This is a genomic window from Mesorhizobium newzealandense, assembly GCF_042682145.1.
In the GTDB taxonomy this organism is placed as follows: domain Bacteria; phylum Pseudomonadota; class Alphaproteobacteria; order Rhizobiales; family Rhizobiaceae; genus Mesorhizobium; species Mesorhizobium newzealandense.
In genome coordinates this window covers 686,641-707,168 of sequence record NZ_JBHUGZ010000017.1, presented here as the reverse complement: position 1 = coordinate 707,168, position 20,528 = coordinate 686,641, and the positions used below count along the sequence as shown (strand labels likewise).

At 59.7% G+C, this 20,528-nt stretch carries 14 protein-coding genes and 1 pseudogene; 11 read left to right on the top strand and 4 right to left on the bottom strand.

Annotation, left to right across the window (positions count from 1 at the left end):
• Window positions 1-115 precede the first annotated feature (115 nt).
• The 6 genes and pseudogenes from ACFSOZ_RS27695 (at window position 116) to ACFSOZ_RS27670 (ending at window position 13,303) form a co-directional block, all read left to right on the top strand.
• A complete protein-coding gene (locus ACFSOZ_RS27695; protein ID WP_379103211.1) occupies window positions 116-6,112 on the top strand; it encodes an ATP-binding protein in 5,997 nt (1,998 codons plus the stop codon).
• A gap of 10 nt (window positions 6,113-6,122) precedes the next feature.
• A pseudogene (locus tag ACFSOZ_RS27690) lies at window positions 6,123-6,985 on the top strand (transposase); the annotation flags it as partial.
• Window positions 6,986-8,048: 1,063 nt separating this feature from the next.
• The gene (locus tag ACFSOZ_RS27685) at window positions 8,049-8,435 is read left to right on the top strand and encodes a hypothetical protein (RefSeq protein WP_379103209.1); all 387 of its coding nucleotides are present in this window, start codon (window positions 8,049-8,051) and stop codon (window positions 8,433-8,435) included.
• Window positions 8,436-8,734: 299 nt separating this feature from the next.
• Window positions 8,735-10,723: a hypothetical protein gene (locus ACFSOZ_RS27680; RefSeq protein ID WP_379103207.1), complete on the top strand. Its 1,989-nt coding sequence runs from the start codon at window positions 8,735-8,737 to the stop codon at window positions 10,721-10,723.
• Between the two features lie 7 nt (window positions 10,724-10,730).
• Window positions 10,731-12,059 carry a hypothetical protein gene (locus ACFSOZ_RS27675; RefSeq protein ID WP_379103205.1) on the top strand — a complete coding sequence of 443 codons (1,329 nt, stop codon included), beginning with the start codon at window positions 10,731-10,733 and terminating at the stop codon, window positions 12,057-12,059.
• Between the two features lie 623 nt (window positions 12,060-12,682).
• A complete protein-coding gene (locus ACFSOZ_RS27670; protein WP_379103203.1) occupies window positions 12,683-13,303 on the top strand; it encodes a hypothetical protein in 621 nt (206 codons plus the stop codon).
• 11 nt (window positions 13,304-13,314) lie between these two features.
• On the opposite strand, the gene ACFSOZ_RS27665 is transcribed toward ACFSOZ_RS27670, so the two are convergent.
• Window positions 13,315-14,139, bottom strand: a complete 825-nt coding sequence (locus tag ACFSOZ_RS27665) for an IS5 family transposase (RefSeq protein WP_379092658.1) — start codon at window positions 14,137-14,139, stop codon at window positions 13,315-13,317.
• 218 nt (window positions 14,140-14,357) lie between these two features.
• Here ACFSOZ_RS27665 and ACFSOZ_RS27660 point away from each other — a divergent pair, with 218 nt between their 5' ends.
• From ACFSOZ_RS27660 to ACFSOZ_RS27650, 3 genes are all read left to right on the top strand, one after another.
• Window positions 14,358-14,897: a helix-turn-helix domain-containing protein gene (locus ACFSOZ_RS27660; protein ID WP_379103201.1), complete on the top strand. Its 540-nt coding sequence runs from the start codon at window positions 14,358-14,360 to the stop codon at window positions 14,895-14,897.
• Window positions 14,898-15,327: 430 nt separating this feature from the next.
• Complete coding sequence (locus ACFSOZ_RS27655; protein ID WP_379103199.1) at window positions 15,328-15,603, top strand: hypothetical protein; 276 nt, start codon at window positions 15,328-15,330, stop codon at window positions 15,601-15,603.
• Window positions 15,600-17,339, top strand: a complete 1,740-nt coding sequence (locus tag ACFSOZ_RS27650; protein ID WP_379103197.1) for a recombinase family protein — start codon at window positions 15,600-15,602, stop codon at window positions 17,337-17,339. Before ACFSOZ_RS27655 ends, ACFSOZ_RS27650 begins: the two co-directional genes overlap by 4 nt.
• Window positions 17,340-17,378: 39 nt before the next feature.
• Here ACFSOZ_RS27650 and ACFSOZ_RS27645 read toward each other — a convergent pair whose 3' ends face one another.
• Entirely contained in the window at window positions 17,379-18,296 is a 918-nt protein-coding gene (locus ACFSOZ_RS27645) for a LysR family transcriptional regulator (protein WP_379103195.1), read from the bottom strand.
• 140 nt (window positions 18,297-18,436) lie between these two features.
• On the opposite strand from ACFSOZ_RS27645, the gene ACFSOZ_RS27640 reads away from it, so the two are divergent.
• Both ACFSOZ_RS27640 and ACFSOZ_RS27635 read left to right on the top strand, forming a co-directional pair.
• Complete coding sequence (locus ACFSOZ_RS27640; protein ID WP_379103194.1) at window positions 18,437-19,075, top strand: DsbA family protein; 639 nt, start codon at window positions 18,437-18,439, stop codon at window positions 19,073-19,075.
• Between the two features lie 42 nt (window positions 19,076-19,117).
• Complete coding sequence (locus tag ACFSOZ_RS27635) at window positions 19,118-19,729, top strand: NAD(P)-dependent oxidoreductase (RefSeq protein ID WP_379103192.1); 612 nt, start codon at window positions 19,118-19,120, stop codon at window positions 19,727-19,729.
• Window positions 19,730-19,737: 8 nt separating this feature from the next.
• On the opposite strand, the gene ACFSOZ_RS27630 is transcribed toward ACFSOZ_RS27635, so the two are convergent.
• A complete protein-coding gene (locus tag ACFSOZ_RS27630; RefSeq protein WP_379103190.1) occupies window positions 19,738-20,124 on the bottom strand; it encodes a hypothetical protein in 387 nt (128 codons plus the stop codon).
• Between the two features lie 174 nt (window positions 20,125-20,298).
• Window positions 20,299-20,520: a hypothetical protein gene (locus ACFSOZ_RS27625; RefSeq protein WP_379103188.1), complete on the bottom strand. Its 222-nt coding sequence runs from the start codon at window positions 20,518-20,520 to the stop codon at window positions 20,299-20,301.
• Window positions 20,521-20,528 lie beyond the last annotated feature (8 nt).

The following is a 20,528-nucleotide window of genomic DNA, read 5'->3' as shown; positions in this document are numbered from 1 at the left end:
TGGCTGTGCGCGTCTCGCTTGTCAGGCGTAAGCGCGCCCTGGGGGATAAAGTATCTGCATTCTTGGTTTGTTCTGCGATCCGCACTATCATAAACTTTTCAAAAGGCGGGACTCGGTGGCGCAATCTCATTCCCCAAGGAAATCATCTGCATCCGGCGAAGTCGCCGCCATCGGCGGGTACTGGAAACAATATGAATATTCAGCATGTCGCCTGTATCGGCTGATGCAGGATGGCGATCTCGAAGCAGTCACAATCGCCGAACCATCGGCGGGCATTTTCGATGACTTGCTCGTTCACGCCAGGCAGCAAGTACACGCGACGCAAATCAAGACCGAGCTGAACCCTGGATACGTCGTGCTCGCTACCGCGCTGACGGCAGACCAGCTCATTCGCAAAATGGCCGATGCGTGGGCTAGTTTGGAACTCAAATTCGGCGAAGGAAAGATCCGGCTCACTTATGTGTTTGCGGGTCTTTTCAGCACCAACGATGCGTCGCTGGCTAATCGCGGGGCCGCCGGCGTCCAGCACAGCGCTGAGTTCGCCCGTTTCGTATCACGGCACGATCTTAGCCAAGATCTGATCGGCAATTCGATATGGAAAGCGAAGCTTCTCGAGCTTCAATCTCTTTCCGGATTGGACGAACCACGGTTCCTTCGATTTCTTATGAGCCTCCAGCTGTGTGACTCAACCGAGCGTGACCGCAACAGGATCGAAAACTTTTCAACCGAAGACCGGAGGCGGATCGAGGCGATAAGGAACCTGCTTCCGACGCTGGTCGCCACAGCAGGGTCGAAACGTGTATGGTCCGAGAACGAGTTGATTGAAAAGCTCGGTTGGCGCAGCAGGCTAAGCCAATTCAATATCCATGAATTTCCTGTTCCCTCGGATTTTCAAGAAAATGCTAGCACGGAAGCCAGGCTGCTTGAGGCGGTAAACAACGCGTCCCGCGGATACATCGCGCTATGCGGTCCACCAGGGACCGGGAAATCCACGCTTTTGCAGCGCGGTATTTACTCCACCGCAGACTATGGCATCTCGCGCTACCTTGCCTTTCATCCGGAGCAACGACATGGCTTAGGCCGTGCGGAAGCCGGTGAGTTCCTGAACGATCTGATTGCAGAACTGAAAAATCAGGGATTTTTCGGATCCCGTTTCGCCCAGGATGATCTCGCCAGTTTGAGGTCAGAGCTCAGGCGGCAGCTCGACCAAGCCAGTAGGCACTTTAGGGAAACAGGTCGAAAGATCGTTATCGTTGTTGATGGGCTTGATCACGTGCCGCGCGAGGAGAGCCCGGATTCCAGTTTCCTGAAGGAGCTTCCCGCCGCTAACGCGGTGCCAGATGGCGTTCTGTTCCTGCTTGGTACCCAAAGGCTGGAACTGGCAGACCTGCACCCGACGATCGTTCAGCAGGCAAATGAACCGGACCGACACGTTGCCATAGATCCACTTTCCAAAAGCGCAATCTTTGAGATGGCAACGGCCGCCGGGCTACCCGGCTTTGTTGAACGCGCGGACTTGTTCGACGCCTGCAGAGGGCATCCGCTGACGGCCCGCTACTTCATTGAGGCACTGAAAGGTTCCACCTCGGGCGAAGAGGCGGCCGGGATTCTCTCTCACGCGAACGGTCTCGGTCGCTCACTAGAGCAAATCTACGAGCGTGTGTGGGCGAAGCTTGAAACCGCTGATTCGACAAAGTCGGCCTTGGGGGTTTTGGCGCGCGCGGATGGAGATCTCTCACCCGAGCAATTGGCGTGTGCGTCTTCGGATACGGCCGTGGAGGACCTTCTTCAGAAAGCAGGCTTCCTGCTCGCACAGCGCGACAATGGGCGCGTTGCTATATTCCACAATAGCTTCCGACTTTTCGTCGCCGCATCCACGGGGAAAAGGTTTGGGAAGGCTGATCCCGACATTGAGAAGAATTTTAACAGCCTTCTGGCGGAGATCGCCTCAGCCGCTCCGGTGGAAGATTTCCAGCATTGGATGGAATTGCGCTACCGTGCTCGCGCCGGTGACAATGCTGCCGTCCTGCAAATTGGCACGCCGGATTATTTTCGCCGTTCGCTTGCCGCGTTCAGACCATCTAGCGAAATCAACAATGACCTTCGGCTGACTTATGCTGCGGTACGGCCCACGAGAGATCGCGTGATGCTCCTAAACAAGCTGCTGATCTCAAAGGAGATCGAATACCGTCTTGAAGCCACACGCGATCTCGATCTTGTTGACCTCTTTCTCGATCTTGGCGATCTCGATCTCGCCATCAAACATGCGTTGGAAAATGGGTCGGCGGGCAAAGGCTGGCTGAGGCTGGTGGACGAGTTGTGGGCGGCAGGGGAAAAAGGGTCTGCAAGGCAGGTGTTCGAAGCGAACGAACCCCTTGAATTACTCCTTGGCGGACAAGGGTTTAACCACCAGGTGGACATGCAGGAGGCGTTGGGCTGGATCGAGAGAGCACAGAGGTTCCGGCCGATCGATAAGCTCGTGGCACTTGTCGACTCCATGTCGATCAAATTGCCGCACTTCACGGACGACGATGGCGCCGCCGACCGAAGGGGCCTCAAATTTCGGCTCGCACTTGGTGCTGTTAGAGATCATCCCGACACCGACCTCGAAACCCTTCGAGACAAGCTGGCGTTGACCGCCTGCGATATGGCATGCCTGATTATACAGGCGGCAATGGCGGCAGCGGATGACGGCGACGACGTTCTGGCATTAGATCGCCTTGAACGCGCGGTGGCCATGCCCGAACTGAACACGCTTCATTCATCTTGGAGGCTAGCGGCAGGCTTTATCGCGGAGAAGGCCGGCGCCGCCAATCTAGCCGCCCGCTTTGCTGCTACGCTAACCATTCCCCGCTTAGACGATGATAGCGTCAAAGACCGATGCAGGGAGATTTACGACATCGTGCATTTGGGCGAACTCACCGGAACAAAGGTTCCCGAAGCGCCCCTTGCCCCGGGTAGTGAACGAAGCGCGCTCTTAGCTAATGCGTACAAACGGATTCGGGAACTTGGCGAACTACGCGCAAAAGCGAAACCGCAGAATGCTGGACAGATAGCCGCCAAACTTAAGAGGATCATCCTGTTTTTTGCCAGCGCTCGGCCCGATAGCAGCGATTTTCAGGGATATCGCTTTTTTTCCGCGCTTGGCTGGCTTCCCCGTCCGCTACTGAGAATCGCACGTGTTCTTGGTCCCGAGGCGCTGAAGGAAACAATCGCATTCATCGACGAAAAGGTCGAGGAAGGCGGCAATCTCACCGAATCGACAGCCTTCCGGTTGAAATTTGCCTCGCTTGCTTTTGAAGCTGACGGCGATGTTGAGAATGCCAGGAAGCGTATCGAAAGCACCCAACCTTCCATTCTGGAGGGGCGAACCCCACAGGAGGTCGTTGAATCGCAGGCCGATTTTGCGCGAGCATTCGCCAACGTCGGGCTGTTTCCCGAGGCACACGCAGTTTTGCGGGAGATGCATCGGGACACTTTTGGTTACTGGCTTCGAGCGAAAAAGGAGCCGCAATACACATTCTGGGCTGCGGCGTTCGTTGACGCCTGCAAAGCTTCGCCGGCTAGGGCCGAGGCCCATGCACTGGAGTTTGCCAGGTTTATTCTTGGCATGGACGAAACTGAAGGCGACGAAACAGCGATGCGGCTCATTCCGGATTTGCTGCTCGGCGTCGGCGCGGCGCCGCGCGCCGCAGCTGGCATCATTTCGCGTTTAGTTGAAAGCGATCTGGTCTCGTGGGCGAGGCTCGTCGACTCGGTGCTGGCGTCGATTGCCATTCACGATGCTTGCTTGGCGGCATCTGTCTTGGATGCCTTTGGCAGGCTGGTTGTTCCTTTTTATCATGACAAGCTAAATCGGTGCATTCCGGCTTGTTTAAATGCCTTGAGCGCTGCCGATCGCGCGAAACCAGTAGAGAAGCTTATCGCGGCGGCCATGCGGTGGTGCCCGGCCTCGCAACGGGTGGCTTTGCTGGACCTGATTGTTTCTGTCGCTCCGGAAACCAACCTCACGGCTGCTGAGTCGCTGAAGCGCGCAAACGAAGCCGTCCAGCACCTTTCGAGAGTAGAGCACGGCGCGCCTCGCTCGCCGGGAGATGGGGTTTCGGCCGGGATTTCACTCGATATTGAGGTTTCCTCCTTCGCCGAACTACTGGCGCATGGAGATGGGCTATCCGAACGCGGAGAAGGGCTGGATTATTCCTATGGCCGAGCTGCGGAGCGCCTTGCCAACAATGCGTCCAAATCGGAAATCGAGGGCTTTCTGGCTGTTCGTCCACACTTGGACCGAGATGCTAAGTTGATGGTGGCATGCTCAAGAAGGTTGATGGATTTAGGAGATCGTGCCGGCGCGCTTCGCCTATTTGTTAAAGCCGAGAAGGCTGCCATCACAGGCTATTGGTCATCCTTTATGGGCGGCGAAAAACTCGAGTTGCAAAGGCTGCGGATCGAGTTGGAAGGCGATGCAGGGCGCGAGAAGGGCTACGATGTCCTTCTGGGCGAGCTCACGACAGGCCAGACTTCTGGCCCCGCGCTTTTTCTCAACCTAGACACGGTTTTAGAGCAGGTCACCGTCGAGATGCCACACGAAGCGCTGTGGATCGAAACCGAACAGCACTTGCGGCAATACCGCGAGTATCGGCTTGCAGGGCCCGTTGAACCCATCGCCGGCATCGCTAGTTGTTCGGATTTGTTGGCGTTCATTGTCGTTAAGGCCTTCGGCTTCTCGTGTCCTACAATTCTGCACCATGGGCGGGCGGCCGCCTCTCTGATTGCGTGCCGGGGAGGAGGCGAGCGCTTCTTTGCCACATTCTTAGGGTTGCTGAAGCAGCAATCTGACGGTCATAGGGAGGCAGCGGCTCTAATCTTTAGGCTCCGAGATGTCTCTCACTTGCGCGACGTTTTGGTGGCCGAGGCCAAATGCGCTGCGTCTAACGATGACTTCGTAGTCTCCAGTCAGGCCAAGCGCGTGCTCGTTCATCTTGGCGAGCCGTTGGAAGAGCACGCTACGGTGCCACTGCCGGCATTTTACCGGTTGGTCACAACAGACTCCGATCAGGCGATGGATTTTGATCCGCCCCCAGGGCTTGGTCCCGGCCAGCGCCCAGTTTGGTCAGATGATCCGTGGACATGGACAGCATTCTTGCGGTTTCCGTTTCGGATACTAGCTGATCATTGTGACGTATCGTTGGATTTGTTGCGTCGGCGATGTGCTGATTTCATGAGGAAGGAAGGCGGGCGAGCTGCGTTCGGCCCGGAGGCAGAGGATACCATTTTGGCCAGCCTACGGCGAATGACGCTGCAATTCACTTTCCGTCGACCCTTGCCAATGGCAGCTGTGCGGGGGTTTGGGAAGATGCTCAACGAGTTGGCGCTTGCGAATGCGGTCGATCCGCGGATTTTCCCAACGGTCTGGGCTGAAATCGGAGGCCCATCGTTGTCAGGATTCGCGATTGAACCCGAGCCGAGGCCTGATTGGGTGCCGCAGCCCGATTTGCCCCACCGAGAACATGGAGGCGTCAGGCACGAGGAATGGCTAGAGGCCGCGGAAGGCTCGCTTTGTTCAGCTGTGATCCCCGGACAATTTGTTCTTGCCGAGAAAAGCTTTTCCAGAGTGACAGTGTGGCGCGAGAGGGCAGAATGCTCACGGCTGGTCTTTCCTGTACAGGTCGACTTGACAGACGGCATAGAGGGCCTGCCATGTCTCGTCGAATTGGACGATCTCCGGCCTCTCTACCGGGAGAAGGAAAGCAAGCTTATTTGCCGCATTCCAAGCAATATCTTTGGCGATTTGGGCGAATCCATCATCACGATTTGTCCATTCACTGCCAGGTCTCTAGGTTGGTCGCGCTCGAGAGCGACTCCGTTGGAGCTTCTTGATTCGGACGGATCGATCGTTGCTCGTACCGTTTTATGGATTGATGGGACCGACACCACAGATAGGCGCGACACCGAGTTATGCGGGAACGGTCAGGCTGTAATTCTAACAGCGAGCGGGCGGCGGCAACTGGAACAGCAATACGGTCCGCTTTTCTTGAGCATCAATGCAACCCATCGCATTGAGCGCGACGGCAAGGGTGAGGTACACCGAACCGTAGTCTCGCCTGAGCAGTAGCCCCGACCACGGCTTGCCGGCCATCTGCCTTGAGACCGTCCATGTTCCCGCCGCGATGTGTCGGCGCAGCGCAACAGCACCGACAAGGCCGACGCATTGGGCCGCTCATCTGATGCGCACAGGTTGGTTCCGCCGAGTCAGAAAGCTGCTACCGGATGAAGCTTCTGCTGATTCACCGGCGCAATCTGAAAGCCAAGTTCATCGACCTGGAGACCACCATCCGGCACTCGCTGAAGTCGTCTGGCATCCGTCTAAGCGAGGTCCGGCGAGGGAACTTCGACCAGGCGGTGCGCACGCCTGTGGCGAAGGATCCGCTGTCGGCCTGTCGGCTGAGCCGATGGACGCCATGCTTCGGCGCGCGCCCCGCTGTGGCGACAGTATTGCCGGCTGCACGATCTCGTCGTGAAATCGTCGCGCAAACGAGACTTGCCATCGCTTCATGGCCATTCCAGGTGTGGGCCCGGTGACGGCGCCCTCGTTCATGACGGCGATCGAGGATCCGTCGTACTTTCTACGCTCGTGCGATGTTGCGCTCTACTTCGGGCTGACGTCGCGGCGCATCCGGTTCCTCGATCGACGTTCGGGTGCGCATCTCGAAGCTGGCGACGCGGACGTGCTGCGCGCGCTATGAGCCGGCGTCGGACCTGATGACGCGCTTTAATAGACCCGACTGGGTCAGGAGCTGGTCAGGCGATCACCAAACGCTGCTGCTACTGTAAGGCCTGCGTCGCCGGTTCGCGCAAGCTGGCAGTGATCATGCATGCGCTGTGGAGCGACGGCACGTTCCATGTCGGCGATCTGGCGGCGGCCGCGGCCGACACCTCGCAGCGCGCGCACGGCAACGCCCGCAAGCTTCTGGGTGCATGTCGATGAGCAGCGCAACGGAAGTTGAAACGCATGGCGTCGGTACGGTGATGGGCGCTATCTGACACAAGGGGATCCGCTCCGGCGGATGAGGACCGATGCAGAACAGGAACGACGGAACGCACGTTATCCTGCCTACGGCCGCGCCGATCGCGATACGGCCGGACCACGCTCGATTGCTTGTGACGCCGCTCCGTCGGACCGATGGAAAAGTGCGCCACGACGGTTGCAGTGCTGCATATAAGCAGCGCAACTACCCGGTCGCAGAACGTGGAAAACTGCACGGCGCATCGGGACTCGACGTCAGAACGCGGGATGGTATCGCAGAGAAGATATTCGTGTATTGTCGCGGCATTGAGGAGAAACGACGGTGGATGTCAAGTCTCGCAAAGCACAACCGATTAGGACGGCTAGATAAAAGGCCGCGAGGTGCGGGCTGTGGCGGTCGTGTTATTCCAATAGGTTATTCCCAATTTTCGCGAGGTGCGGGTTTTTCCTACACCTCCCGAGATCTTCGATTTTCGTTCTTCGTCCGTAGTTTAGGGAGATGTGTGGCCGCCCAGCTGGCGTTAGTGGGGGCCGGGGGAGGCAAAGGTGGGCGTGGTCGAGCCTGATATTGAGAAGCAGCTCGTCGGCAGATAACGAACTGCTGGAAAGACCACGTTAGAGCCTCGCCGACCTAGCCTGAGGTTGCCCGCGATCGGCGAACAGCTCGCTGCAGCAGGGCGGTCACCTACGGCACGTAGAGCCGACGTCGCCAGCGCCGGCCGTAGGATGGCAGCCAAGCGCAGGCTTGTCGGCTGGCGTCATCCTCCGCGTGGCGAATACATAGGCTTCACCGCCCAATGGAAGCGCTCGGTCGCGACAAGCCCGCGCCCAATCGAAGCTTCCGCAGGGCGGTCGGACGCGGCATCCTTTTCGAGATGCAGGCACTGTGCATCGCCCAGCCGCACTGGCTCTCGACTGCCAGAGATCCAGCCATCCTGACACGAATACACAAACCGTCGTGTTACGGTCTGATGGCTTTTACGCCACTGGCCTGATCGCCATCAAAACAAATGGAGAGGTTGCCATGTCTAGGATCAACCGCCGCGCCTTGCTCTTCCACTCCGGCAGCGCAGTCGTCGCCTCGTCGATGACGTCAACGGCGCTTGGCGCAAAGCCGCCGACGCGAGACCAAGAGCCGTCCAGTTATCTGCGAGCGCTGATTGCGGCGCACATGGCAGCCTATGCTGAGTTCGGCAAAGCTCTGCACGAGATAGGCGGTCGCAGCAGCGACCGCGCCAGAGCCAGCTGGGAAGAGGAGAGGGCGCTGCTCGCCATCTGCGGCTATCCTGCCGTTGAAGAAGGGGATCGCCTGGCCAAGGCCCGATATCTTTTAAAGATCGAGGCGCGCGGCGAACTCGACCTCGCAGAGCATATGCAGGCAGTTCTTCAATCGACGATGTTGACGGGTTGATGTGGCCGGCGCGCGGATGGTCAGGTAATGAATATCTGGTACGCGCCTCATTCCAGTAGTGCATGGGTTTCGATAGATGCGCCGACAGCCGCCAGACCGCTTGGCGCCCCATAATGGTCATTGCCCGTGGGCATTCGCGGTGGCTGAAAGGGGGCGGAACGAGCCGGCCGCTCCTGACGAGCGGGGTTAGGAAAGCAGAGTCATGCTTGCGTCCGACAGATATGGAAGGTTGGGGATTGATACCCATACCATATTGATCCCCATTTCTTAAGCGGTGCGGCATCCTGTACTCTAGGCCTATGACCGAACAAACAACGGCCTCACCCGATAAACTCAAGTATGCGCCGTCGCGTTACATGCGCGACCGCCACCCCGACTTGTTCTCCGACTCGGTGTCCGAAGTGGAATACGAGGTCGAGCGCGAGGTCTTATCCTACCACCTCGAGACGCTCACTAATCAGAAGGACGAAACCGCATTCGAGAATTTCGCGCAGCGCCTTTGCGAGAAATTCATCGCGCCGAATATTCGTCCTCAGACGGGTCCGGTTGGCGGGGGCGACGGTAAGACCGACGCAGAGACATTCCCCGTATCGAGTGAAATCTCTGCGCGCTGGTTCGTGCCCGACAATGACAAGGCCGGCGAGCGTAAGGCTTTCGCATTCAGCGCCAAGAAGACTTGGCGCTCGAAAATTAAGGCTGACGTCGCCGCCATCGCGGGCACTAAGCGTGAATACGATCAGATCATCTGCGTCACAAACCAGTTCGTTCCCGCGAAGAAGTCGGCCGACCTGCAAGACGAACTGGTTAAGGAGCACGGCATTTCAGTCACCATTCTGGATCGCACATGGCTCCTCGACCGCGTCTTCAAACACGGCAGTATGGCCATTGCCGTCGAGGAGCTTGGTGTTGGCAAGGGCACGGAGAAGCAAACCACGAAGCTGGGGCCAAGTGATACCAAGCGAGCGTCGGAGCTGGATGCTCTTGAGGCAAAGATCGCCGACGGTTCGCAGTATCAGGGGCAACCTGCCGCGCTGGTCGAAGATGCGCGGCGTGCCGCGCTTGTGGCTCGAGGATTGGAGCATTCGAGCGCCGACGTGAACGGGCGTTTCGATCGCGCACTCCGTCTCGCGCGAGATAACAACATCAAAAAGCTCGAACTCGCGATTGCCTACGAGTGGGCATGGACCTCCCATTTCTGGCATGAGGACCACCTTCGCACGTCTGAACTCTACGACGATGTCGAGCGTCTCGCTCTCGGTTCCGACGATGCAAATGACTTGGAGCGTCTGAGCAATCTTCTGCCCGTGATACGCGTGAGCGTTCACTCGGGCTCGATGGACGCATCGAAAGGAAAGCTCAAGGACCGCACCGCCGCGCTTAAGTCTGCGCTGGAAGCTTTGACGGTGCAAACCAATCGTCCCAACAACGCGCTACATGCTGAAGCCATGTTACTGATGACTCGTGTCTCCGAAAAAGGAGTTGAGCATCGCGACGACCCGCTCAAGGACATCTGGGTCTCGTTTACCGACGTTATCAAACGAGCCGAAGGGCTAGGAACATTCCCGTTCACGAGCATCGCAGATGCCCTCACACAAATCGGCGAGTTCATCGCTGACAGCGACGAATTCGACACGCTGTTCGAGACCATAACCGATGCCCTCGCGGCACGCAGCGGCGAAGGCGAGGCTGCAACGAAGAATGTTCAACGGGCGTACCAGAAGCTAGCAAAGGGACTGCCCTATGACGCTATCCGCTGGTTTGGCCGTGCCGTCGCGCTGCTCATCAAAGAGGAGTACGAGGACGATCTCATCGCCGCCTCGCTAGGGGCAGGTTTCGCCTTCGAGGAAGTCGGACTGCTGTGGGCTGCAAGGAATTACACCCTCGCCGCCGTCAGTCAGGAATTCTCGGTTTTCAAAAGGTATGGGAGCATTGGCGCGCTGCGGGCTTCGGTCTTGTCCAGGTACTTCGATACTGAATTCAAGCTCGGTCGCGTTCCACAGATCCTAAGTGCGCACGAGTTGGAAATGATCGTTCGCAAAGCACAAGCGCGCACGGAAGGGCAGCGCCGCCGCCTGGGCAAGGTGCAAGAGGCGCACATGATGCAGATCGCATCACTGCTTCTGCAAACACCCGTCGATAAATTGGGCGACATCGCTCAACTTCCCGACGCGCTCGAACGGCTCGCACTGCCGATGTCGCGCACCGCTCTGCTCTACCTGATGGGCAATGAAGACATCCTGAGAACGCAAGGCTGGATACCGGAACAAGAAACCCCCCGAAGGCGCTGAGACCTTCATGCGAGACCTGCGCGATCACGGCGTGAAAGCGGATTATCCGGTTCCAGACTTCGCCCTTGGGGAAACCGTCACGCTCTCGTCCAACGTGCTCGGATGCCGCATCGAGTTGGCTTGCGCCAACAATCTTGTCTCCATCGGCATTGGTGAGGCTGTCCTCGGGTCACTGGAAGCCTTGCTTGCCACGAGTCTCGATCACCGCATCTTGCCTCAGGTGGACCACTTGCAACTGCGGATTACACCGTCCGACGCCGTCGGCCTCAGCCCCATTCTGACGTTTGCCGATGTGGAGGGCGAGCCCATTGGCACGATCACGCATCGAATGGTCATGGAATACAAGACCAAAGAGGATGCGCTATCGTTTCCGCATTGGATGAGGGATGCCGTACTCGCAATCTTCCTTCGCTTCGCCGCGCCTCAGGATGCCGAGGCGTGGGGTAAGGCGCTGTTCGAAGATGAACGCGCCCTAGATCGCGCGCTGACGTTCTCGAACGTTCCCATCATGCTCGGTAATCTGCACGGTGATCGCGCGCAGCTTTCACTCGGTGATTGGATCGATCCTGCCGATTCCACCTATGAGGTCAAACGCACGGAAGCATGGTCCCCCGCACCGGCTCCCGAGGCGATCAAGACGTTTGGCAAAATGCAGCGCGGCGAAGGCCTCGCGCCCAAAGAAATGCGCGATGCGGCCAAAGGCAACCATTCGAAGATGCGCTGGATCTCGCCCATCGATACGCAGAAGTGGGACAAGGCGAAATGGAACGGCACCCTCTTCATGTGGTCCCCGCCCGGCCCCGACATGCAGCCTCCCATGCTGGGACTCGCGTACGAGAATCCTTCGGCTGCTAAAGACATCTTCAAGTCATGGCGTAAGCGGTACGGCGATGACGACGTCAAAGACGATCTCAGAATTACGATCGTTCGCGGCATATCACGCGATAGTCCCGCTGCTTATGCCGTGATGGTCAGTCAAAATCCGGACAATGTTCCCATATCGGAGGGGAACATCATCGGATTTGTGTCGCGCATCAATCGCATGTACCCGAGTTCAACGCAGAACCTTGATCAGTTCCTCGCAGACTATACGCGTCACGGTCGGTACGTGCTGTTTCCTGCCCACCTGCCAAGTAAGCTGGCGCAGCCCAAACCTATTTTCGACCTGCCTATCGGCAAGCACAATCTGTCCGTTATCAACGCCTGGGAAATAACCACCAATGATATGACGGCCTCGGTTTTGGATTTGGATCAACCGCCCCTTATCCCAGCGGACCGACCGAATGCGCCCGTCATCAAGACGCTGGAATGGCTGAAATCCTTACGTCTTGGGTAAGTCGATATCCGGATTGGATGGTGGTTTTGATCGGCGGAGTTGGCCAGCGTCAGTACACGAGTGACCGCCTCGGGGCAGATTGAGACCTTGGTCTGGCTAACTTGAACGTCCGCATTCTCGATATGGACGCTGAAGGTGGTCAGTCTATTTTCGGGCGGCCATTTCGCAACTCGTCTGATTGGCCGCCACGCGTCTCGCCCCAACTCGACGCCAGCCCACCAGACGTTACTTCATTCGTAGTCGATCACGGTCGCCGCAACCTCACGCCCGGATGATTGCCATTCGTAAATTCAACACCCTCGGCCTCAAGAACAGCACGGATTTTGTCCTGAGTTTCATCGGAGACGACGGCGGCGCGCTCACTGTCGCTCTCACATCGTTTTACCGTCGGAATAGAAACACCAGCCCTACGGGCAAGCTCCGATTGTGAGAGAGCTATCAACGCTCGAGCCGCTCGCATTTGTGCTGCTGTCACCAATTTCTATTTGATCCCTTTAGATCATTGCGTTATGATCCAAAGGTATCAGTGGATACCCTTGGCCTTTGGTCCGGGGCGCGGCTAGACGCGGTGTTGACGCACCATGCCTAGCCTGACCACGCCCAAGCTTCTGGGAGCTCGGATCATGGCTGATTCCGACAATAACACGACTTTGCCTTTCGTCACCCGCAGGAAGGTGCTTGCGGGAACGGCAACCGCAATGGCAGCGACGCCGGCTACATCGTTCGCTCGCATCGACTTGGAGGGTGATGACGCCATTGATCCTGCGGTGGCGGTGTGGAAACGATGGCAGGCGGCTTGGGAAGAGGCTGAACGGCTTTGCAATCAGCAGCAGCGGCTGGAGAGGGTACTTATCGAGACCGTTGGCTTCCCTTGCACGACAGTTACCTTGTCCGACGGAGAGAGCGTGACAGTTCACTCCGTTGAAGCCCTCCAGGAATTGCTCGGTGTTCGTCCGGCTAACACAGTGGCCCGCACCCAAGCTGAAGCTGAAATCGTAGCCAATCAGGCGCGCTGGGATGCCGCCGCTAGGGAGATTGGTTATTCGACAGCCTTACTTGCTGAGCGCGAGGCTGGCGAGCGGGCGAAGGAATTACTCGAAGCCTTATCCCAAGTTCCTGCAACGTCGCTCGCCGGTATAGCCGCCAAGCTAAATGCAGCGCTTAGGGAAGGGGAGTATTCGCTACATGACAATGAGCCCCCGTGGCCACAGATCCGCTCGGCCTTAGTGTCTGAATCGGAATGACCGCCGTGTTTTCAGGCCCTTGCGAGCCGTCGGGTAAGCATGCGGATGTTTGCGATGAGGACCCAGGCCTGTGCGGATTCGATGGACCGCTCGAAGTCCTTTGCCAGCCTACGGCACCTACCCAGCCATGCGAAGGTCCGCTCAACGACCCATCGGCGTGGCAGAATCTCGAAGCCCTTGGCGCTGTCCGATCGCTTGATGATCTCCATCGTGAACTTGCCGATCTTTTGCAGGGCGCCCCGCAGTTTCGGCCCTGCATAGCCACCATCGGCGAAGACATGGCGCAGCCACGGCCAGCGCTTGAGGATGGATTTCAGGACGGCCGGGGCGCCGTCGCGGTCCTGAATGTCGGCGGCGTGAACGACGACGCCGACCAGCAGGCCCAGCGTGTCGACGACGATGTGCCGCTTGCGGCCCATGATCTTCTTGCCGGCGTCGAAGCCACGAACGCCGCCGCTTTCGGTGGTTTTCACGCTCTGACTGTCGATGACGCCGGCGGACGGGCTTGCCTCCCGGCCTTCGCGTTCGCGCGCCGCCATGACGAGTTCATTGTTGATGGCGCGCAGCAATCCTTCGTCCCGCCAGCGCCAGAAGTACTTCTGCACCGTCGAGAACGGTGGGAAGTCCTTCGGCAGAAGCCGCCATGCTCCGCCCGACGACGCCATGTAAAGCAGCGCGTTCACAACCTCGCGCAGGTCCGTCTTGCGGGGCCGGCCGATCCGGTTCGGCGCCGGCATCAGCGGCTCGATCAGCGCCCACTCCGCGTTCGTCAGGTCGCTTGCGTAGCGCGGGCAGCGCCGTTCATAGTGAGGGCGAGTGGTTTCGGTCCAGGGCATCATGATCTCCGTCGAATCTCAGCAATCCGACAGAATCACAACCCGCTGAAATCACTCACTTCTTTTTGGAGCAGACACTTAGACGATATAGCTCGGATTAGAGAGCAGAAAGTCTCGAGCTGAACTTCGGCAATAAGGTACCGAAATCGCGATCATTCGTCGGTTTGGTGATTTTCGCGGGGCTTACCGAGACAAACTCTCTACACATGGAGCGACTGATGCAGTTCCGAAAAGCATTTGCGGAGCCAGGGCGCCGCAGCGTCCTCAACGCACCGGTAAACGATGGAATCGAGAGTGGTCCGCACCCTGCTGATCAATATGTGGGCAGGCAGATCGCTGCGGTTCGCGTGCAGTCGGATGTATCGCAGGCCCAGCTTGCCCGATCTATAGGCATCAGTTTTCAGCAGCTTCAAAAATATGAGAACGCGAGAAACCGCGTGAGCGCATCCATGCTCTACGAGATCGCTAGTTCGCTAGGTGTTCCGGTCGGCCGTTTCTTCGCAGGCCTGCCGGACAATGAGACCGATCGTGACGCTCCGCCGCTGCCGGCCGACGAGCGAATCAATTTTATTGCCAGCGCGGAAGGACGACGCCTGATTGAAGGGCTGGTGCAACTTCATCCACGGGTGCGCGGCCGTGTGTCGGCTTTGATCTCCGCATTGGGGGAGGAACTGGCGATCGTCGACTCAAAGCAGGAGATTGGAACGTCCGCCGAACCCATGCCGGTCGAGGGCAGGTTGGCTTTGGTTATTCCTTAAGCTCCAAGATTCGATCCCTGAGGTCGTGGCAACGTCGCTCATCGGCGTCATCGCCAAGTTAGAAATGATCGTCGGTGCCGATCGGGACATTGGTGACCCTACCGACTTCCCGTGGCCGCACATAGCTTCCGTTCTGCGTGACCTAAAAGTGATCGCGGGAGGGCTGCCGGTTAGTCGCCGGCCGGGAAGGGACGCGGAGCGATGTCGCCAAGCATTGGGAGTCCGCAGTCAAGCTGGTCGCGGCGTTGAAGGAGGAAGGCGCAGCCGGATGTTCCCACTTGTCGCCTGCCGCCCGCCTTGACGATCGAGACGAAACCGCACGGCGCAAGTCATTGCACGCTGTGGCCCTACGAGATGAACTTCGAGCTTTTCGTCGCCGTCCGGAGGCTTCTTAATGCTGGGTCGATCCACCGTTGGGAGAGCGACCGCGATGGCAGAGGAAATCAGGACTGGCCCACAGGCGTTGGTTCCGGCGAACGACAACGGCGACCTCGTAGACCCTGAGGGGCGCCCTGAAAACGTGGCGGCATTGAAGCTGGATCGGGTGGTGCTGGATATCGCCCGGCTGATCGGCCGGCAGCTGGCGCGGGAATCATTCGAGGCGGGGCTGGCGGCCAACGACAATCGGCCGGGTCGCCGAGAGGGAGAGGGCAGGGGGCCGAATGGCAAACCCCTTGGGAACAGAAGAGAGGATCCGCCGCCATGACCGGTGTCGCACTCTATGCACGCTATTCTTCCGACAGCCAGCGGGATGCCTCCATCGAGGACCAGTTGAGGCTGTGCCGCGAGCAGGCGGCGCGTGAGGGCTGGAGCGTGGCGGGAACCTATGAGGATGCCGCGATCTCCGGCGCCAGCACGGTGCTGCGGCCGGGTATCCAGCATTTGGTACGCGATGCCCAGCGCGGCCGCTTCGAGGTGGTGCTGGCCGAGGCGCTCGATCGCATCAGCCGCGACCAGGCAGATGTCGCCACCCTCTTTAAACACCTCAAATTCGCCGGCGTTACCATCGTCACTTTAGCCGAGGGAGAGATCAGCGAACTGCATGTCGGCCTCAAGGGCACGATGAATGCCCTGTTCCTCAAGGACCTTGCCCTCAAGACCCATCGTGGCCTGCGGGGTAGGGTGGAGAAGGGTAAGGCTGGAGGCGGGCTGTGCTACGGCTACCGGGTGGTGAAGAAACTGGATAGCGCAGGCGATCCCGTCCGGGGAGACCGCGCGATCGTGCCGGAGGAAGCGACCATCGTGCGCCGCATCTTCCGCGAATTTGCTGCCGGCAAGAGCCCGAAGGCGATTGCCGTGGACCTCAACAAGGAGGGCGTTCCCGGCCCGCTCGGCCGGCATTGGGGCGATACCAGCGTGCGCGGGCATGTAATCCGGGGTACCGGCGTCATCAACAACGAGCTCTACACCGGCGTGCTGGTTTGGAACCGCCTGCATTACGTCAAGGATCCTGCCACGGGTAAGCGCGTGTCGCGGGCCAATCCAGCAATCAAATGGATCCGCACCGAGGTGCCGCATCTCAGGATCGTCGAGGACGAATTGTGGCAAGCCGTGAAGGAGAGACAGAAATCCATCGCCAGCCAGTTCGAGGCGGTGGCGATCGCCACGCGCAAGGCCCGGGCCGGGAAGCTGCATACCATGAAGCGGCCAGTCTCCCTCCTTTCGGGCTTGCTCATCTGCGGCTGCTGCGGCGGGCGCTACGGCCTGTTTACACGCGATCGTTATGCCTGCCTCAACCACCAGCGCCGGGGCATCTGCGACAATGCCCGCACCATCACCCGTGAGAAGATCGAACAGCGTGTCCTCTCGGGGTTGAAGGAAAGGCTGGTCTCGGCCGATGCCGTGGCCGAGGCGATCAGAGCGTACGCCCAAGAGACCAACCGCCTCAATCAGGAGCGTCTCGCGCAAGGCGAACAGGACCGCAAGGCGCTCGACAAGATCGAGCGCGCTATCGCCGGCATTATGGCGGCGATCGAGGATGGCCTGTATCAACCTTCGATGAAAGCGAGAATGGAAGATCTGGAGAGACAGAAGGCGGAGATCACCGCGCGTCTGGCGGTGGCGTTCACTGACGTGCCCGACCTGCATCCCAACATAGCCACTCTCTACCGCAAGCGGGTCGAGCAGTTCACGCAAGCGCTTGCCGACCACGAGGAGGGACGTCCGGCCGCCGAGGTGTTGCGCTCGTTGATCGGAGAGATCGTCCTCACGCCCGGCGACAAGCGCGGGGCAGTGCTTGCGGAGCTACGCGGCGAGCTGTTCGGCATCCTCGAACTCGCCAAACCCGACCAAAATCAAAATACTGAGGATGCTATGACAAAAGGGGTTGCAGGTCCCCGCAACCAAATCCAAAAACAGCCCGGCCCAGCCCGGGCTGTTTTTGTATCCAGCCGACCGTCGCCCACGCATTTGAATCCCCTCAGGGGGGCGCGGTTCATGTAAGCGTAAGCCTTTACTGACGATCCTGCGCGGCGGATAGACTCACGCCATTGCGAGGCCGCGCGATCGCTTTTTCTCGGCAGCCGCGAGCAATTCGACGAAGGCGCGCACCTTGGCGGGCCGGAACCGGGCCGGCGGAAAGACGGCATGGATGCCGCCGGTGGGCAAGCTCCAGTCGGCAAACACCGGCACCAGCCGTCCCTCGGCGATATCGCCGCTGACGCTGTAATCGGGAAATACGCCGAGCCCGATGCCGGCGAGCACGCAGGCGTGGGCAGCCGGGCTCTTGTCGCACATGATGACCGGATTGAGGTCGGTCAGGATGGTTTCGCCATGCCTGGAAAACAGCCATTGGCCGACGCCGCGCAGTTGGGCGTTGCCGACCCAGGCCAGCGATTTTGCCTGGCGCGGGCTCACGTCGTGCGGCAGGCTTGCCGCGAAACCGGGACTCGCCACCACGATCTGCCGTATCGTGCCCAGGCGCCGCGCCTGGTTGGAGGAATCGGTGAGCCAGCCGACGCGGATGCCGAGATCGATCTGCTCGTCGACCAGCTTGCTCACCGCGTCGTCGAAGATCGCCTCGACGCGCATGTGCGGATAGGTCTTCAGATAGGCCGCCATGGCGGGAGCCACCATCTTGGTGCCGTAGTCGAGCGGCGCGGTCAGCCGCAGCGTTCCACTCGGTTCGACCGCTCCGTGCGAGATTTCGCCATAGGCCGCCTCCGCCTCGCGCAGGATGATCATCGCGCGATCATAGAAGAGGCGGCCCTCTTCGGTCGGCGTGACACGCCGCGTCGTGCGCTGCAGCAGCGTTGCGCCGAGTTCCTCCTCGAGCTTGCCGATCTGGTGGCTGACCACGGCCTTGGCGACACCAAGCCGGTCAGCCGCCGCGGTGAACGAGCCGGTTTCCATCACTGTGGTGAAGTAGGCGAGCCGGTTGAGGTTCAGAAGTTCGGTCAAGGCGACGGCCTTTGTCTGATCTGATCAGACAGTTTGTATTATTGGGCGCCATTTATCGCAAGACCACCGTCTGTCATCGGTGTGCCAACACACTCGACAGGCCTAGCAGCCGGTATCCCGTAACAAAGATGACAGCGATTATGAGCAATTCAGAAGTGACCTATCTTTTCGATCCGCTCTGTGGCTGGTGCTATGGCGCCACCCCGATGCTGGACAGATTGTCGGCCAGCGGTTTGCGTGTCGAGCTGCTGCCGACCGGTCTGTTTTCGGGTGCGGGCGCGCGTCCGATGGATGAAGGTTTTGCCGCCCACGCCTGGGCGAACGATCAACGCATCGAGCGGCTCACCGGACAGAAGTTCACGCAGGCCTATCAGCACAATGTCCTCAAGGTCCGCGGCACCTTGCTGGACTCCCATGCCGCCGCCCTCGGCATCAGCGCCGCCGGCCTGGAAGATCCCAGCCGCAGGCTGACCGCGCTGAAGGCGATCCAGCGGGCGCGCTATGTCGACGGCCGTGACGTCGTGACCATCGACGGCGTTGCCCACGTGCTCGGCGCCGCAGGCATGGCGGATGCCGGCGCCATGCTGAAGGCGCCGACGGAAGGGCTGATGACGGCCCATCGCGAGCTGGTCGGCCGCGGCCGCGCGCTGTTCCAGAGCCTGCATGCCGATGGCGTGCCCTCGCTGGCGGTCATCCGCGACGATACGCCCCGGCTTATCGGTTCGAACGCGCTGTTCGGCAGCTTCGACAATCTCGTCGCTCACATCGCGGCGGCGTGATCCCATCAATCAACGACCTCCAACCAGGAAATGGAAACAGACATGGCAAAAGTCGCTCTCATCGGCGCATCCGGCGCCGCCGGCTCGCGCATCCTCAAAGAACTCTCCGATCGCGGCCACGCGGTCACCGGCATCGCCCGCAATCCGGAGAAGATCGCGGCGCTGCCGGGTGTGACGGCCAGGAAGGGCGATGTCTTCGACAAGGAAGGTCTCGCCGACCTGATCCGCGGCCATGATGTGGTGATCAGCGCGGTGCATTTTCTGGACAGCGATGCCGACACGCTGATCGCCGCGGTTCGCGCTTCCGGCGTCAAGCGTTATCTTGTCGTTGGCGGCGCCGGCAGTCTTGAAGTCGCACCCGGCAAGCGGCTGGTCGACACGCCGGAATTCCCGGCGATCTACAAGGCCGAAGCGCAAAAGGGCGCCGACTTCCTGGAGAGGCTGAAGACGGTCGGCGACCTCGACTGGACCTTCCTGTCGCCATCCGCGCTGTTCAGCCCCGGCGAGCGCACCGGCCAATTCCGCCTCGGCAAGGACACGCTTCTCGCCTCGGACAAGGGCAGCAGCATTTCCTTCGAGGACTATGCCATCGTCATGGTCGACGAGATCGAGAAGCCGGCCCACATCAGACAGCGCTTTACCGTCGGCTACTGATCGAAGGCTCAGGCAAGCCCGGCCGATGCCAAGCGCGTCAAGGCTTCACGGACGCCGACACGCCGGTAGGTTTCGGTGACGAGGCCGTCCTTTCTCAGCGCTTCGCGGCGGCGTTCGACAAAGGCGCGTTCGTCGCTGGTCAGGTCGTGCTCCCGCTTGCGCAGCCATTCCTGGTAGGACGGATCAACCTCCTTGACCGGTTTGGCCGCCGTCGAAACCGAAGCCGGCCGGCTGTCGGTGTAGCGAGGCCGCAAGGCGCTGTTGGGATTGTATTCGGTTCGCTTGTCGTTGCCTGAAATGATGAGATCCGGGTCCGCTAGGCGGCCCGACGGGCTGTAGACGAATGCCGAAGCGATGCGGTCGAGCGCCGCGTCGACTTCCTTCGGCCGATGCACGACCTCGCGCGGTTGGCGATCGGGAACGGCAAGCCTTGTGATGCCGCGATCGTTGATGGCATCGAGAACCTCGCGGTGATCGCGCGAGGTGATGACCTCGCGCCGCGCCGGCCAGAAATCATAGGGAGCGTGGGCGCCGTAGCCCTTGCCAATGTGGAAGGCATAGATTTCCGGTTAGACCGTCAGCTCGGTGCGGCGGCTCGGCTTGACGTCGTAGAACGAGGTGATGGCGATCTGCAGCAGATGGGTCGCGCCGATGCCGCCAAGCGCGTCGTCGATCACCAGGCCGAACCGGTCATGCGGGTTCCAGTTCGGCAAAGCCTCGGCGATCGAAGCCGGCCTGCCGTCGATCTCGACGTCGAACATCTCAGCTTTCAGCAATGTCACGACATGCATTGTCGTCT

Coding starts and splice junctions, on each gene's coding strand:
- ACFSOZ_RS27685 (WP_379103209.1), top strand. CDS start 8,049: ATGTCTAGGATCAACCGCCGCGCCTTGCTCTTCCACTCCGGCAGCGCA.
- ACFSOZ_RS27680 (WP_379103207.1), top strand. CDS start 8,735: ATGACCGAACAAACAACGGCCTCACCCGATAAACTCAAGTATGCGCCG.
- ACFSOZ_RS27675 (WP_379103205.1), top strand. CDS start 10,731: ATGCGAGACCTGCGCGATCACGGCGTGAAAGCGGATTATCCGGTTCCA.
- ACFSOZ_RS27670 (WP_379103203.1), top strand. CDS start 12,683: ATGGCTGATTCCGACAATAACACGACTTTGCCTTTCGTCACCCGCAGG.
- ACFSOZ_RS27665 (WP_379092658.1), bottom strand. CDS start 14,139: ATGCCCTGGACCGAAACCACTCGCCCTCACTATGAACGGCGCTGCCCG.
- ACFSOZ_RS27660 (WP_379103201.1), top strand. CDS start 14,358: ATGCAGTTCCGAAAAGCATTTGCGGAGCCAGGGCGCCGCAGCGTCCTC.
- ACFSOZ_RS27655 (WP_379103199.1), top strand. CDS start 15,328: ATGGCAGAGGAAATCAGGACTGGCCCACAGGCGTTGGTTCCGGCGAAC.
- ACFSOZ_RS27650 (WP_379103197.1), top strand. CDS start 15,600: ATGACCGGTGTCGCACTCTATGCACGCTATTCTTCCGACAGCCAGCGG.
- ACFSOZ_RS27640 (WP_379103194.1), top strand. CDS start 18,437: ATGAGCAATTCAGAAGTGACCTATCTTTTCGATCCGCTCTGTGGCTGG.
- ACFSOZ_RS27635 (WP_379103192.1), top strand. CDS start 19,118: ATGGCAAAAGTCGCTCTCATCGGCGCATCCGGCGCCGCCGGCTCGCGC.
- ACFSOZ_RS27625 (WP_379103188.1), bottom strand. CDS start 20,520: ATGCATGTCGTGACATTGCTGAAAGCTGAGATGTTCGACGTCGAGATC.